16 protein-coding genes and 1 tRNA gene are annotated in these 14,850 nt (G+C 62.6%); 9 read left to right on the top strand and 8 right to left on the bottom strand.

Translation table 11 applies throughout. From position 1 onward, the window contains the following. Nucleotides 1-142 precede the first annotated feature (142 nt). The 7 genes from A7A08_RS01060 (at nucleotide 143) to A7A08_RS01030 (ending at nucleotide 6,923) form a co-directional block, all read left to right on the top strand. Nucleotides 143-1,198 (top strand): tetratricopeptide repeat protein, encoded by a 1,056-nt coding sequence (locus A7A08_RS01060; RefSeq protein ID WP_141693788.1) that lies wholly within the window; start codon nucleotides 143-145, stop codon nucleotides 1,196-1,198. After that, entirely contained in the window at nucleotides 1,144-1,527 is a 384-nt protein-coding gene (locus A7A08_RS16105; protein WP_069093708.1) for a hypothetical protein, read from the top strand. The genes A7A08_RS01060 and A7A08_RS16105 overlap by 55 nt, the downstream gene beginning before the upstream one ends. Before the next feature lie 139 nt (nucleotides 1,528-1,666). Further along, nucleotides 1,667-3,094, top strand: coding sequence for a FecR family protein (locus A7A08_RS01050; protein WP_169822886.1), 1,428 nt, complete (start codon nucleotides 1,667-1,669; stop codon nucleotides 3,092-3,094). Then, on the top strand, nucleotides 3,022-3,411 hold the full coding sequence (locus A7A08_RS01045; protein ID WP_141693787.1) for a hypothetical protein: 390 nt from the start codon (nucleotides 3,022-3,024) through the stop codon (nucleotides 3,409-3,411). The genes A7A08_RS01050 and A7A08_RS01045 overlap by 73 nt, the downstream gene beginning before the upstream one ends. Nucleotides 3,412-3,673: 262 nt before the next feature. Then, entirely contained in the window at nucleotides 3,674-5,506 is a 1,833-nt protein-coding gene (locus tag A7A08_RS01040; RefSeq protein ID WP_069093705.1) for a FecR family protein, read from the top strand. Between the two features lie 69 nt (nucleotides 5,507-5,575). Then, nucleotides 5,576-5,779: a dodecin family protein gene (locus tag A7A08_RS01035; RefSeq protein ID WP_069093704.1), complete on the top strand. Its 204-nt coding sequence runs from the start codon at nucleotides 5,576-5,578 to the stop codon at nucleotides 5,777-5,779. A 121-nt stretch (nucleotides 5,780-5,900) separates the two neighbouring features. Next, nucleotides 5,901-6,923, top strand: coding sequence for a polysaccharide pyruvyl transferase family protein (locus A7A08_RS01030; protein WP_069093703.1), 1,023 nt, complete (start codon nucleotides 5,901-5,903; stop codon nucleotides 6,921-6,923). A 185-nt stretch (nucleotides 6,924-7,108) separates the two neighbouring features. Here A7A08_RS01030 and A7A08_RS01025 read toward each other — a convergent pair. After that, nucleotides 7,109-7,201, bottom strand: a tRNA-Ser gene (locus A7A08_RS01025). 322 nt (nucleotides 7,202-7,523) lie between these two features. Between A7A08_RS01025 and A7A08_RS16425 the strand changes: the two genes are divergently transcribed. Beyond that, entirely contained in the window at nucleotides 7,524-7,766 is a 243-nt protein-coding gene (locus A7A08_RS16425; protein WP_069093702.1) for a hypothetical protein, read from the top strand. Between the two features lie 127 nt (nucleotides 7,767-7,893). Further along, a complete protein-coding gene (locus tag A7A08_RS01015) occupies nucleotides 7,894-8,571 on the top strand; it encodes a hypothetical protein (RefSeq protein WP_069093701.1) in 678 nt (225 codons plus the stop codon). Nucleotides 8,572-8,668: 97 nt separating this feature from the next. Here A7A08_RS01015 and A7A08_RS01010 read toward each other — a convergent pair whose 3' ends face one another. The 7 genes from A7A08_RS01010 to A7A08_RS00980 all read right to left on the bottom strand — a co-directional run bounded on the left by A7A08_RS01010 (nucleotide 8,669) and on the right by A7A08_RS00980 (nucleotide 14,813). Continuing rightward, complete coding sequence (locus A7A08_RS01010; protein ID WP_069093700.1) at nucleotides 8,669-8,935, bottom strand: SEL1-like repeat protein; 267 nt, start codon at nucleotides 8,933-8,935, stop codon at nucleotides 8,669-8,671. 301 nt (nucleotides 8,936-9,236) lie between these two features. After that, entirely contained in the window at nucleotides 9,237-10,211 is a 975-nt protein-coding gene (locus tag A7A08_RS01005) for a quinone oxidoreductase family protein (RefSeq protein WP_069093699.1), read from the bottom strand. 143 nt (nucleotides 10,212-10,354) lie between these two features. Then, complete coding sequence (gene gatB / locus A7A08_RS01000; protein ID WP_069093698.1) at nucleotides 10,355-11,833, bottom strand: Asp-tRNA(Asn)/Glu-tRNA(Gln) amidotransferase subunit GatB; 1,479 nt, start codon at nucleotides 11,831-11,833, stop codon at nucleotides 10,355-10,357. A gap of 9 nt (nucleotides 11,834-11,842) precedes the next feature. Then, nucleotides 11,843-12,133 carry a chorismate mutase gene (locus A7A08_RS00995; RefSeq protein WP_245290770.1) on the bottom strand — a complete coding sequence of 97 codons (291 nt, stop codon included), beginning with the start codon at nucleotides 12,131-12,133 and terminating at the stop codon, nucleotides 11,843-11,845. Nucleotides 12,134-12,182: 49 nt separating this feature from the next. Then, on the bottom strand, nucleotides 12,183-13,670 hold the full coding sequence (gene gatA, locus A7A08_RS00990; RefSeq protein WP_069093696.1) for an Asp-tRNA(Asn)/Glu-tRNA(Gln) amidotransferase subunit GatA: 1,488 nt from the start codon (nucleotides 13,668-13,670) through the stop codon (nucleotides 12,183-12,185). Nucleotides 13,671-13,679: 9 nt separating this feature from the next. Continuing rightward, complete coding sequence (gene gatC / locus A7A08_RS00985; RefSeq protein WP_069093695.1) at nucleotides 13,680-13,967, bottom strand: Asp-tRNA(Asn)/Glu-tRNA(Gln) amidotransferase subunit GatC; 288 nt, start codon at nucleotides 13,965-13,967, stop codon at nucleotides 13,680-13,682. Between the two features lie 144 nt (nucleotides 13,968-14,111). After that, nucleotides 14,112-14,813 (bottom strand): metal-dependent hydrolase, encoded by a 702-nt coding sequence (locus A7A08_RS00980; RefSeq protein WP_069093694.1) that lies wholly within the window; start codon nucleotides 14,811-14,813, stop codon nucleotides 14,112-14,114. Nucleotides 14,814-14,850 lie beyond the last annotated feature (37 nt).

Here is a 14,850-nt window from a genome sequence, read left to right as displayed (position 1 = left end):
GCCCGCTTCCGACTCTGTGCCGAATCTGCACATTTGGCGTGATTTTGCGGCCACAAACGTCAGAAACAGCACGGAAGCAGGCCCGGCTCACCTTGCTGGCGTTTCGGCACTCCGGTATTTTTAGAGATCGAACGGGGCTGGTATGAGAGTAATGAAAGCTGGGTGTGGCCATCTGGCAGCCATCATGGCTGCCCTCTGCGTCGTGTTATGCGGCTGCGCCCCGGCGTTCGCCTCCACATCGACCGTGGCCAAAGCACAGCCCCTCACCCCTTCGCAGATCGAAAGCCGCCGCGAGGCCATGCTGGTCGAGATGATGGCCAGGCCGAACGATCTCGACCTCGCCTTCGAATATGTGAAGCTCTCCAAGATGGCCGGCGATTTGGAAGGCGCCGTCTCCACCCTGGAGCGCATGCTGATCTATCAGCCCAACACGCCCCAGATTCAGCTCGAGCTCGGCATCCTGTATTATCAGCTCGGCGCCTATGAGGTGTCCCGCAACTATCTGCAGCAGGCGAAGGTCAACCCGGCCACCCCGCCGCAGATCGCCCAGCAGGTCCAGATCTACATCGAACAGCTCGACGTGACCGCCGAGCCTGAGACCTTCTCGGGCTCCATCTATTCGGGCATCCGCTGGGAGAGCAACGCGAACACCGGGCCGGCGAACAACAGCGTCACCCTTAACGGAATCGACTTTACCCTGGACGATCAGGCCGTTGGACGCTCCGGCTGGAGCAACCTGACAATCGGGAACGTCCACTATTCCCATGACCGGGAGCGCCAGGGCGACACCTTCGAGTTCGATTTCCTGGCCTACAACTCGTGGTATTTCGACAGCGTCCTGCAGGACATCAACCTGAACTTCTTCGAGGCGACGGTCGGCCCGAGCTACAACCTGAAGCGCTGGGAGATGCCCAAGAGCCGCGGCTATGTCTACGCCATCGGCGACCTCGCCTATCTCGGTCAGGACTACTATTTCAGCGCGCCGGGCGCCGGCCTGCGCTGGACCAGCTTCGCCGCAGAACGGTCCTTCCTCGCGCCCGCCTCGAGACCCGTGTGCGGGACTTCAACGACACCGCCGAGCTGCCGACCGCGAGCCTGCGCGACGGCCCCCAGACCCGCTTCGGCCTCACCTACTCCTACATCATGGCGCCGGGCGTCATCCTCACCACCCAGGGTTATGCCCAGCGCGAGGACGTGACGGCGGATTTCTACTCGAACTGGGAAGTCGCGCTCTCCGGCGGCGTCGCATGGACCTTCGGCAATCCGCTCTGGACCAGCCGTTACCCCTGGACCTGGCAGATCGGCGGCGGCGTGATCCGGCGCGACTACGATTCGCCCGATCCGACCATCGATCCGACTCAGAACGAGGAGGACACGACCCTCTGGGCACGAACGGCCATGATCCTTCCCGTGGCTGAGACCTGGGCGGTCATCCCTCAGGTAGAATATCGCGATCAGGCGTCCAATTACGAAATCCGCGCTTTCGACGATTTGAGCGTCATCGTCGGCATCCAGAAGACGTTCTGAGGCACTTATGGCATCGGGAAGACATACGGCAATTGGTCATAGCGGAAGACCTAAGGTGATGCGGCCGGTGCTACCCTACCTTGTAGCGACGTCGCTCAACGCCTATTTGATGCCCAGCCAGAGACGGGAGGGGATCATCATGGGCCGGAACGGGAACCCTGCACGCACCGCGTGGAAGGCCTTCGCGTCGCTGCCGCTGGCCGCATTCGCCCTTTGCGCTGCCGCAGCCGCCCTGCCCTCCGAAGCCGCCGCCAACAAGGTCGGCGTGGCGGCCGCCGTGAAGCCCGATGCCTTCTCCGGTGGGCAGCAGATCAAGATCGGCAAATCCATCTTCTACAACGAGCGCATCAACACCAATGGCGAGGGCCTGGTGCAGGTGCTGTTGGTCGACGGCTCGACCTTCACCGTAGGTCCCGGCTCCGATCTGGTAATCGACAAGTTCGTCTACGATCCGTCCAAAGACGAGGGCGAGATCGCCGCCTCCTTCTCCAAAGGCGTGGTCCGCTTCGTGGGCGGCAAGATCTCCAAGAGCCCCGACAGCGTCACCGTGAAGACACCGTCTGGCGCGCTCGCCATCCGCGGCGGCATGTTCCAGGGCTCCATCAACAGCCAAGGCGCGATCTTCTCGTTTCTCTACGGAGATCAGCTCGTCCTGACCGCGTCTAACGGGCAGACCTATAAGGTCTTCCAGCCTGGTTACACGCTCGACATGACCGGCGGCACGCCCCGGGTGCGTCCGACCACGGCAGCCGACACCAACATGATCATGAATGCCTTGCGCGGGAGCGGCCGGGCCGTGGCTGGTGGCACGGGCGGCGGCAATGGTGCGGGCGGAGACGGCTCGGGTGGCGATTCCGGCAACACCCAAGATCAGCAGACCCGGAACGATCCTCTCGATCCCTTCCAGAACATCGAGACGATCATCACCGACGCGACCACGACCCTCATCAACCAGCAAATTCAGGACCAGGAGCAAGGCGGCAATCCGGGCCCTGGTCCGAATCCCAATCCGAACCCGCCCCCGGCGCCGACGAAAACAGGCGAATACTACGGTTTCGCAGGCGGCACAATCTACTCGGACACGCCCGTCGGCTTCATCAACTCGGTCGCAAGCTCTTATCAGGATGGCTACAATTTCAAGCTGACGGAATACAGCGACGGATCGGCCAGCTCGCGGATGATCCTCTACGACACCCTCAACGGCGACGGCGCAGTCACCAAGTACGATTTCAGTTTCGCGAGCAGTAATGGGGCCAACTACGTTCCGTCCCTGACGGTCTACGATTCAGATTTTCTGCCCTATCCTTACAACGTCGCCGCCACCAACTTCCGTCAAGGCGGCGCCGAAGGCTTCTGCCAGGCATGCACATACATGAAGTGGGGGGCGGTCACCGGCGCCATGGGCTTCGGCAATCAGCGACTGGCGGCTACAGCGATTACATGGAGTCTACGGCCCCCACCTATTGGGTCGCCTCCAACAAGCTCACTTCGCCCGTGCAGATCGATAACCTTCAAGCCCAAGAGGCGAATGCGGTTTACTCCGGCGCGATGCTGGGAAGCGTTCTGAGCAGCAATGGTGGAAATGTTACGCGGGAGATAAAGCAAGGCACCTTCGACCTTGGCTGGAACTTCGGCACGCGCGTTGGCACGATGGACATGTCCTTCGACCAGCGCAACTACACTGGCACCATGACAAATCCGGCCGGTACGAACATCTTCGGCGGCGGTCTCAACCAGACTGGCGGCAACGGCACCGGTGTCGCTTCGGGCGCGTTCGTCAATCACAACGGTCCTGCCGGAGCCGTCATCGGCAACTGGGCATTCCAGGAGAGTGGATATCGAGCCGGCGGCATCTTCGCGGGCGGCCAGATCCCACCGAACTAACCTCGCCTGCGCCGGCCCAATCGGGTCCTGCAAAACCACCCAAATTTCGACGCTCCCCCTGCATTTGTCGGCATCTTCCACGAGAAATATGCTACTATAGCTTGCGGAGGTCACATCAGCTCTTTGATGCCCGGGCCAAGAACGGGAGGGGATCATTATGGGTTGTTGCCGACTTTCCTTTTGGGCTGCGCGGTCTAGCCGCCTCGCCATATCTGCTGCGATATCCGCCCTCTGCTCAGCCGTCGCCCTGCCGGCGTCAGTGTTGGCGGAACAGGTCGGCACCGCCGCCGCCGTCAATCCGGACGCGTTCAGCCAGCTCAACGGTGGCAAACGCGAGCAATTGGCCATCGGCAAGTCGATCTTCTTCAATGAGCGTATCAACACCTCCAATGAGGGGCTGGTGCAGGTCCTGCTCAATGACGGCTCAACCTTCACGGTGGGGTCCGGCTCGGACCTCGTGATCGACAAATTCGTCTACGACCCGTCCACGAAGCAGGGCGAGCTCGTCGCAACCTTTTCCAAAGGCGCCATACGCTTCGTCGGCGGCAAGATCTCCAAGAACCCCGACAGCGTCACGGTGAAGACGCCGTCGGGCGCGCTCGCCATTCGGGGCGGGATGTTCCAGGCCTATATCGGCGAAGGACGGCGGATCTTCTCCTTCCTCTACGGAAACGAGCTCATACTGACCGGCAGCAACGGACGCACCTATCGGGCCTTCCAGCCCGGCTACACCATCGACGCATCGGGCAACCCGGGCATTCGTCGAACTGGGCCGGACGATACCAACATCTTCACCACTGCCTTTCGAGGCCGCGGCCGGGTCTATGCCCTGGGACAAGGCGGCAACAGGACGAGTTCCGCCGGCAACAACGCAGTGGGTGGGGCCACCGGCCGGCAATCGAACGGCAACAGCTCCACCGACTGGGTCTCGGTTCAAACCCTGACGACCGACGCCACCACGACGCTGATCAATCAGGAAATCCAGAAGCAGGAAAACAAGCCGCCCCAGCAAAACACCGGCAATCCGGCTCCCGGCGGGACTCCGCCTGCGGCTGGTGGCTCGCGCCCCATCGTTGACAAGCCCCCTATTGACGGACCGCCTGGCGAGGGGTTCCCACCGCCCGACCCCGGTCCCGATCCGGAGCCTGGCCCCGTGAAGGTCGGCGGCGTGTTCCACGGTTATGCATCGGGCTTCGCCAAAACGGAGACGACCCGGCAGACCTGGTTCGGCACCCGCACCTCAAGCAGCATCGACAAGGTTGTGAGCCTGTCTCCGGAGGACGTCCATCTGATCCTGGATCCGGCCGGGAATACGGTCTCCGGCGGCATCAATGTCTACAACGCGGATCTGCTCGATGTTTCCTATACGGAATACAATGCCGTCTTCGGGCCCTCCTCGGACTACGTCAGCGACACCGCCTTTACCGCCGGGGCGAGCGAGCTCTCCATCGTGGATCACGAATTGAGGCTGCGCATATGGCCACCGTCGCTTTATTGGCGCGAGAACCGCCACGATGTGAACGGCCAGAGCCTCGCTGGATCGATCGAAAGCGCCGCGGTCACCAATACCCATACGCCCCTGCCCGGCGAGGCCATCTGCGCGCAGTGCGATTTCATCAAATGGGGCGCGTGGGGCGTGCAGGCGAACCACATCGGCGACGCCGGTTCGCTCTCCAACACCCGCATCGATGGCTGGTGGATCGCCGGCGACATCACCCCCGTTGACGAACTGCCGGTGACCGGCTCGGCCAGCTATCACGGCGCGGCTTTCGGCAACGTGATCAATCGGGGCGACCGATATAGCGAATCCGGCGATCTCGACATGAACTGGAATTTCGCGAGCCGCCGCGGCGATCTTACAATCTCCAATTTCGACGGCCGGACCTTTGGCACCGGCCAGAACGGGCTTGCAGCCGTGCCCGGTCCCAATCATTTCGGCGGCGTTCTCGCCGGGAGCGGAACCGTCGGCACGGCACGCGGGTCCTTCGTGAGCAACGGCGCCGTGCCCGCCGCCGGCGTCATCGGAAACTGGGGAGTGACGGGCCACCAATACCAGGCCACAGGCATATTCGGGGGCGGGAAACTCACCCCATGAGTGTTGGCGACGGCCTCCGTGAGTCCTCCTCCACTGAATAGGCAATTGCTGCGACAGGAGGAACGAAGAATGTCCATGCTCAAAGTCATCGAAGTGCTGGCGGAATCCGACAAGGGATGGGAGGACGCCGCCCAGAACGCCGTGAACCAAGCCTCGAAATCTGTCCGCGACGTGAAGTCGATCTACATCAAGAATCACGAGGCCACGGTCGAGGGCGGGAAGATCGTCAAGTATCGGATCAACGCCAAGATCTCCTTCCTCCTGGAAGACTGACAACACTCGTCGCGGCTCGCTGGGATCGGAGCGGCTGGCGCCCTCTGGTGCGAGATGAGCCCTTCGGCTAAACAGGCAAATCCCTTCGCCACGCCGCAGGGCCAACCCGGTCTTCCGCTCCATGCCCCCGACTTTGCGCGCCGTCCTTGTCAACGATACCGCCGCCAAGGGCCATCATGGCTGCACGCTGGTGAACCGTCAGCTCGCGCAGCTTGCGGGCGAGGCCGGGATCGAGATCTCCCGCACCATGCCCCTGACCGCCGCCTGGGACGCGCTCACTGAGACAGGTCCTGACATGCTCCTCGTGAACGGCGAAGGTACGCTTCATCACGACACCAAGGGGAGCCGTGCCATTGCCGGGATCGGCCGCGCCGCGACTCGCACGGGCCATCCGGCCTTTTTGATCAATTCGATCTGCCAGGCGCTGCCGCCTGCCGTCGGAGAGGCCCTGAAGGGCTTTCGCGGCGTCTGGGCCCGGGACCGCCAGAGCCAGCGAAGCTTCACCGAGTTCGGCATCGAGGCGGGCTATGCCCCCGATCTCACCCTCACCTACGAAGCGCCGAGCCGCAGCCGCACCGCGGATTTGCTCTTCATTACCGATTCCAGCATGAGCGGGGAGACGAACGCCCTCTTCCGCCTCTCCACCGAAACGCCCGGCTCCCGCTTTCTGCCGCTCCGAAGCCATCCGCCCCGCGACCGCGGCATCACCGACCGCGACACGCTTCGCTACCGGATGAAGCGGGCGATCGCTCGCGCGCACCCCGACCCGGTCTACCGGGCGCGCTATCGGAATATCGTCGAGGATTTCGAGGACCTCATCGCCCTCCTCCAGGAACAGGCAGGCTTCCTCCTGGCCGGCCGCTTCCATGCGGTCTGCATCGCCCTGGATCTGGGCATCCCCTTCTTCGCCATCCCGACCAATTCCTGGAAGGTGGAGGCTCTGCTCGAAGAAATCGGTCTGTCGCACCGAATGCTGCCAAGCGCCGAGGCGTTCGCTCAGCGGGCCGCCAGCCTGCCGCCGTCGCGCATCGCGCCGTTCAGCCAGGAGGAGCACGCCGCCATCGGCCGCTTCAAGACCATGGCGCGAAGGGAGAATGGATTGATGTTTCAAACCATCGCCGCCAGCGTCCGCAGGCCGCGATAAACAAACATCACGGCCTGTCAGCGCGCCCTCGCGAAGCCGTGAGCGAAGCGAACTGTTGTGAGGGAAGCGAACTGGCGTGAGCGAAAAAACCGAGCGGCCCGGCGCTCGCAAGCCCGACTGGGCGCCGCGCGGTCAGCGCGCCCTCGCGGAGGCATGAGCGTAGCGAATTGCCGTGAGCGCAAAAATGGCGGAGACGGAGGGATTCGAACCCTCGATACGGCTTATCACCGTATAACGGTTTAGCAAACCGCCGCCTTAAGCCTCTCGGCCACGTCTCCTGAAGGTCCTCTTCCTACTCGACGGTAACCCACCCGTGCAAGGGGCTTGCATCCCATATTTTCACCGACACGGTGAGCGGCCGTTCGAACCGTGAATATCCATCATCGTTCCGGAATCAATCGCTTGCCGTCGACTCGTCGGATTCAGGCCGGCGATCGCTTCTCTCCCCTCCGCAACGGCGGCTAAAGGACGTTTCTTCATGTCCGAATTTCATCAGACTTTGCAGCGCCTTCGCAGCGCTTTTGGATTCAAAGGTTCAGGGGGCCGAGCGGATATGACGCTAAGGGGATTGAATGACGCCCTCGCCCAGCTGAAGGCGAGGTGAACACCCAGAGCCGACAAGGCGCATTCGAGCTCATGAACTCCTTCATGGGCATGATGACGACCCCGGTCTCGGGCATGCGGGACAGCACTGGCCAATTTGCTCAGCCGTCCCTGCTGACGCCGAGCGATCGCGTTACTCCTGAAGTGGCCCAGGCCTGGAGCGCGGCCGTGGCGACGACACCTACGCGGGAACCGCGCGGATCCGCTACGCCTGGTGATCACCGCAGCGGTCGCCAGTAACCGCTGCGGCATAGGCAAACAGGCGGCTCGGCGGTAACCCATACCGGCGTTCTGGTGGCAGCTTGAAGGCGCAAGCTGTGCTATAATTCGACGTGCTGTCGCTACCAACGAGCCACGCGAAGACCCGATGCCAAAACGCCTCGCCAGAGATCTCGCGCTTCGCACCACCGTGCTTGCCGGCGCAGCCGGCGTGTTGGTGGGATTCTCCCTCTCCGCATTCGCCGCAGATGCGGAGTTCTGCGTGCGCTGCACGGGTCCTGACCAGACCTATCGCTGCAAGGTAACGGGCGTCGGCCCGCAATATTCCGATGCCGCGAAGCTCTTCTGCGTGCTGACCACGACGAAGACCGAAGGCCACGCCAAATGCACCGCCACAAGGGATCCATCCTGCCAGGGCATCCAGAAGGTCTATAATTACGGTGGCGGCCCCCTGCCCGGCGCGATCAACCAGAGCGACGGCGTGCAGCAATACAAGGACCGGGTGTCCCGCGAGCAGGAGAAGTTCGAAGCGCCGAGCGAGAAAGGCCGCGCCACCCTGTTCGATCTCGGCAAGGGCGTCGTGAGTGGGACGAAGTCGCGCTTCGGATATGGGCCGGACGAGACGCCCCAACCGGACGCCCCGCCTCCACAAGCCACGGCCCCAACCGTGGCACCGCAGGCCGGCCCCCCAGTGTCCGACCAACGTCCGGCTGCCCCAACAGCCTATGCCCAAACCCCCGAGAGCGATGAATCCTTCGCCCACCGGTCCTATCGCTGCCTGAAATCGTTTTTCTTCAATTGCGGCAGCGAGGACGCGGCCAACTGACGGCCGCGCCATTTCTTATTGGTCTTGCCCGTCTTGTTGTTTTTGTCCTCTGGATCGGCGCCCCCCGGCACTGCCCCCCTGGCTTTCCCTGTTTCGCTTAATGAGTGGAGAGCCACTCCCGCGCGGCCTTCTGGGCCATCGCGATCTCGTCCGCCGACATCACCTCGGCCAGTTCCTTGCGGTGCTGCTTGGCCTCGTCGTTGCCCCGCAGCGCGGCAAGATTGAACCACTTATGGGCCGTCACCAGATCGGCCTCCACGTCGCGGCCGGTCGAATACTGAATACCGAGCGCGAAAAGAACGTCAGGACCTCCGCTCGTCGCGGCCGTGTCGGTCTGTTCTGTAAAGATCTCAAAGCGAGCCATTGATCGTCCCCCGTAACTGCTGCTCGAAACTTCCGAATTACTTCTAGTCTAACTTCGGAAGAGCGAGCCTGTTATTGCGTCGTTGACGAGGGTGATGATGGGGTTTGTCAGATAAACAACGTCTAAATGTAGATATTAACGCGAAATAACTTCTTGGAAACCGAATGGTAATCTGAGTTTACAGATCGGGCTCTTTCAGGCCTCAAAGGTAAACATCGGCGATTTGGAAAGAGTCTGTTGACTCTTCCAACTCACTTCCGCGTAACCATGAGAAATATTTTGGCGAGAGGAGTCTGCCGGGCTAGGGCAGCAGCACCGTCGATCCGGTGGTCTTTCGCGCCTCCAGATCCGCGTGCGCCTGGCCCGCATCTTTCAGCGCGTAGCGCTGGCCAATCTCGATGCTCGTCTTGCCGGTCTCGATGGCGTCGAAGAGATCGTTGGCCGTCGCCAGAAGCTGCTCACGCGTGCCGGTATAGTCGAACAGCGAGGGCCGCGTCATATAGAGAGAGCCCTTCTGGCTCAGAATGAGCGGGCTGAAATCGGGCACCGGACCAGAGGCATTGCCGAAAGTCACGAAAAGCCCGCGCTTCTTCAGGCAATCGAGAGAGGCCGGAAACGTGTCCTTCCCGACCGCGTCGTAGACCACATCGACACCCTTGCCGTCCGTGATCTCCTTCACCGCCTCGACGAAATCCGTCTCCCGGTAGTTGATCACATGGGCGCAGCCATTGGCCTTCGCGATCTCGGCTTTCTCTGCCGAGCCGACCGTGCCGATGACCGTGGCGCCCAGCGACGCCGCCCATTTGGTCGCGATCTGGCCGACACCGCCGGCGGCCGCGTGATAGAGCATCACCGTCTCCGGCCCGACCCTATAGACCTGCTTTAGGAGCGCTTCCGCCGTCATGCCCTTCAGCATCGCCGCGGCAGCCACCTCGTCCGTGACGCCGTCGGGGATCTTCACCAGCTTGTCGGCCGGTATCAGCCGCTCCTCGGCGTAGGCGCCGACCGCGCCCGCATAGGCCACCCGGTCCCCCACCGCAATGTCCGAGACTCCCTCGCCGACCGCGAGAACCTCGCCGGCGCCTTCAAACCCGGGCACGAACGGAAAGCTCGGCTGGGGATAGAGCCCTTTGCGCGTATAGACGTCGATGAAGTTGAGGCCCACCGCGCTCTGCTTGATCTTCGCCTCGCCAGGGCCCGGCGTGCCGATCTCGACCTCTTCCCAGCGCATGACCTCAGGCCCGCCGTATTCGTGAACGCGCATCGCGTGGGTCATGGGTGTCTCCTATTGTATTACGGAAAGAGCGCGCCCTCTCCCCTCTGGGGAGAGGGTCGGGGTGAGGGGAAAATCGAGCTATTACTCCCCCCTCACCCGGAGCTGCGCATCCGACCTCTCCCCGCAGGGGAGAGGTGACAAACCTACTCCTCCACGCCGAGCTTGTCCTTCAGCAGCGCGTTCACAGCCTGCGGGCTCGCCTTACCCTGGGTCGCCTTCATCACTTGGCCGACGAACCAGCCGATCATCTGAGGCTTTTCCTTCGCCTGCTCGACCTTGTCGGGATTGGCGGCGATCACCTCATCCACGGCTGCCTCGATGGCGCCGGTGTCGGTGACCTGCTTCATGCCGCGGGTTTCGACGATCTCCGCCGGATCCCCGCCTTCGGTCCAGAGAATGTCGAAGACGTCCTTGGCGATCTTGCCGGAGATCGTGTCGTCGGCGATGAGATCGATCAGCTTGCCGAGCTGATCTGCGGAGACAGGGCTGTCCGTGATGCCCAACCCTTCCTTGTTCAGGCGGCCGAACAGCTCGTTGTTCACCCAGTTCACGGCGAGCTTGCCGTCACGTCCATCCGCGACCGCCTCGAAATAATCGGCCCGCTCCTTTTCCGCGACCAGGACGGACGCGTCGTAAGGCGACAGGCCAAAGTCACGAATAAAGCGCTCCCGCTTCTCGTCCGGCAGCTCGCAAAGATCGGATTTGAGGCTGTCGACCCAGTCCTGGGTCAATTCCAGCGGCAGCAGATCGGGATCAGGGAAGTAGCGATAGTCATGCGCCTCTTCCTTGGATCGCATGGAGCGCGTCTCGCCGGTCTTCGCGTCGAACAGCCGTGTCTCCTGAACGACCTCGCCGCCCTCTTCCAGGAGCTCGATCTGGCGCCGCGCCTCGTATTCGATGGCCTGGCCGATGAAGCGGATGGAGTTCACGTTCTTAATCTCCGCCCGGGTCCCCAGCGGATCGCCGGGCCGCCGCACGGAGACGTTCACGTCGGCGCGAAGTGAGCCCTCCTCCATGTTGCCGTCGCAGGTCCCGAGATAACGCAGGATCGTGCGCAGCTTCGAGACATAGGCCTTGGCCTGCTCCGAAGACCGGATATCCGGCTTGGAAACGATCTCCATGAGCGCAACGCCGGAGCGGTTCAGATCGACGAAGCTCTTCTTCGGATGCTGATCATGCAGGCTCTTGCCCGCATCCTGCTCCAGATGCAGCCGTTCGATGCCGACCACCACCCGCGTGCCATCGAGCAGATCGACGATCACCTCGCCCTCGCCCACGATGGGCTGCTGGTACTGAGAGATCTGATACCCCTGGGGCAGATCGGGATAGAAATAGTTCTTCCGGTCGAAAATGCTGGTCAGGTTGATCTGCGCCTTCAGCCCCAGCCCCGTCCGCACGGCCTGGGCCACGCATTCGGAATTGATCACCGGAAGCATGCCGGGCATGGCGGCATCGACCAGGCTGACATGGGAATTCGGCGCCGCACCGAACCCGGTAGACGCGCCGGAAAACAGCTTCGCATTGGACGTGACCTGGGCATGCACCTCCATGCCGATGATCACCTCCCAATCGCCGGTCTCGCCCGCGATCAGAAGATCGTTCTTTTCCACCGTCTCCTGCATCGCGTGCGGTCAGTCCTTCGGGCCGTACTGGGCGCTGCTCGCCCGCAGCTTCTCTTCTTCGTATTGAATGAACCAGCCGATCATCTGGCGCCACAGCGCCTCGGCCAGTTCCGGCGGCAAATTGCGGTGTTGCGCGTGGGCCTTCACCTTGTCGATGACCTGCTGCACCCGCCAGGGCACCCGGGCCTCGTCGGGCGAGACCTTGAGCTGCCACGCCCGGTCCACATAGGAAAACCGTTCTGCAATCAGATCCACGAGGGTGCGGTCGATCCGGTCGATCTCCTCACGCACCTCGTCCATGTTTGAACATCGCCCAGCAGGTACCGGCATCGCCGAACTCCTCAAAAAATTACGCAGCCTTGGTCCACCAGTTTTCGGGCCGCTTGAGCGGCCCGGCGGCATCTTCGATCGACTGGGCGGCCCGCAGCAGGGTCGCCTCGTCGAACGGCTTGCCGATGAGCTGCAAGCCCAGCGGCGTCCCTTCGCCCGAAAGTCCGGCCGGCACCGAGATCCCCGGCAGTCCGGCCATGTTCACCGTCACCGTGAAGATGTCGTTCAGATACATCTCCAGCGGATCGCCTGAAATCTCGCCCTGCGCGAAGGCCGGCCCCGGCGTCGTCGGCGTCAGGATCACGTCGCAATCCTCGAAGGCCTGATCGAAATCGCGCTTGATCAGCGTGCGCACCTTCTGGGCCTTCAGATAATATGCGTCGTAATACCCGGCCGAGAGAACATAAGTGCCGATCAGGATGCGCCGCTTCACCTCCGCGCCGAACCCGGCCTCCCGGGTATTCTCGTACATGGAGATGACGTCGTCGCCGTCGACCCGCAAGCCGTAGCGAACGCCGTCGTAGCGGGCGAGGTTCGACGAGGCCTCGGCCGGCGCCACAATATAATAGGACGGCAGCGCATATTTCGTGTGAGGCAGCGTGACCTCTTTGACGGTCGCGCCGGCGGCCTTCAGCCACTCCACCCCCTGATCCCAGAGCTTGGCGATCTCGGGCTTGAGACCATCGATCCGGTATTCCTTCGGAATGCCCACCGTCAGCCCCTTCACGCCGTCCTTCAGGGAGGCAGTGAAGTCCGGCACCGGTGCATCGACCGAGGTCGTATCTCTCGGATCGTGGCTCGCCATCACATTCAGAAGCAGCGCCGTATCCTCGACAGTGCGGGCGAACGGCCCCGCCTGATCGAGGGACGAAGCGAACGCCACGATGCCCCAGCGGGAGCAGCGGCCGTAGGTCGGCTTCAGCCCAACCGTGCCGGTCAGCGCCGCGGGCTGGCGGATCGAGCCGCCCGTATCGGTCCCCGTCGCGCCCATGCAGAGATTGGCGGCCACGGCCGCGGATGAGCCACCGGAAGAGCCGCCGGGCACGAGCTTGTCGTCGGAGCCCTCGCGCCGCCACGGATTGGCGACTGGCCCGAAGGCGCTCGTCTCATTCGACGAGCCCATGGCGAACTCGTCGTTGTTCAGCTTGCCGAGCATGACCGCACCCGCATCCCACAGATTGCGGGTCACGGTAGATTCGTAGTGAGGCGTGAAGCCTTCGAGGATCTTCGAGCAGGCGGTGGTCACCACGCCTTCGGTGCAGAACAGATCCTTGATGCCCAGCGGAATACCTTCCAGTGCGCCGCCCTCACCCTTGGCGAGGCGCTTGTCACTTTCGGCGGCCATCTCGAGCGCACGGTCCGGCGTCACCAGAACATAGGCGTTGAGCGCGTCGTTCGCCGCTTCGATGGCTGAGACATGGGCCTCCGCCAGCTCCTTGGCGGAGAACTCTTTCTTGTCGAGGCCGGCGCGGGCGGCGGCGATGGTGAGATTCGTCAGTTCCGACATAAGCCGCCCCTACTCCACGATCTTCGGCACGACGAAATAGTCGTCGTCCGCTTCCGGCGCGTTGGCCACGATATCGTCGGCGCAATCGCCGTCGGTCACCACGTCCTCGCGCATCTTCATCTTCATATCGGCCACCCGGGTCATGGGCGGCACGTCGGCCGTGTCGATCTCGTCCAGCTGGGCTACCCAGTCCAGGATCCCGGACAGCTCGCCTTCCAGCCGCGCCGCCTCCTCTTCGGTGATGGCGATGCGGGCGAGCTTGGCAATACGGTGGACGGTCGCGCGGTCGACGGACATGAAAAACCTTGGATAGCAGCCTGCTTGGATGATTGGCCGGCCGGGCAAAATAAACCGCGGCGGCGGCCTGAAGATTTCGGAGAAGGTATCGGGAAATTGGCTGCCCGGGTCAAGCCGCAGGCAGCCGCGTCGATGCTTCAGGGTTTAGAAGCTCTGAGGCTCGCCCACCTTCGGCACCACGACGTTTTCACCCACCATCTCCGCGATGAACGGATCCGCCGACTGATCGATGATCGGGAAGGTCTTGTAGTGACACGGAAGAACCGTCTCGAAATCGAAGAACCGCTTGCAGGCCAGCGCTGCCGATTTCGCGCCCATGGTGAACCGGTCGCCGATGGGCACCATACCGATTGCAGGCTTATGCATCTCGTTGATCAACCCCATGTCGGAGAAGATGTCCGTGTCGCCCATGTGGTAGACGCACTTGCCGTCCTTCGGCTTGATGACAACGCCGCAGGCCGGCCCCAGATAGACCGGCTTCCCATCCACCATGGTGGAAGACGAATGGAAGGCCGGGACATAGGTGATCGTGAACTCGCCGAGATCCAGGGTCCCGCCGGTGTTCATATATTCCGCTTTCTCGACGCCCTGCCCCTGCAGATAGCTGGCAAGCTCGAACGTTGCGACCAGCGTCGCGTCGCTTTCCTTCAGGATGGACACCGTGTCGCCCGTGTGGTCGTCATGACCGTGGGTCAGCACCAGATGCGTGATATCCTTGGCCACCTCGTGTACGGGGATGCCGGCTTCCTCGAAGACGCTGTTCCCGGTGAGGAAGGGATCGATCAGGATGCGCTTCTCGTCGAGATCGATGCGGAAGCAGGAATGGCCGTACCAGGTAATCTGCATGAAAGCCTCTTCTGAAATCTTGTGCGGTCTGCGGGGC

It is taken from the genome of Methyloligella halotolerans, from assembly GCF_001708935.1.
In the GTDB taxonomy this organism is placed as follows: Bacteria; Pseudomonadota; Alphaproteobacteria; order Rhizobiales; family Methyloligellaceae; genus Methyloligella; species Methyloligella halotolerans.
Note: the sequence above shows the minus strand (reverse complement) of the source record. Positions and strands in the feature narration are given on the sequence as shown.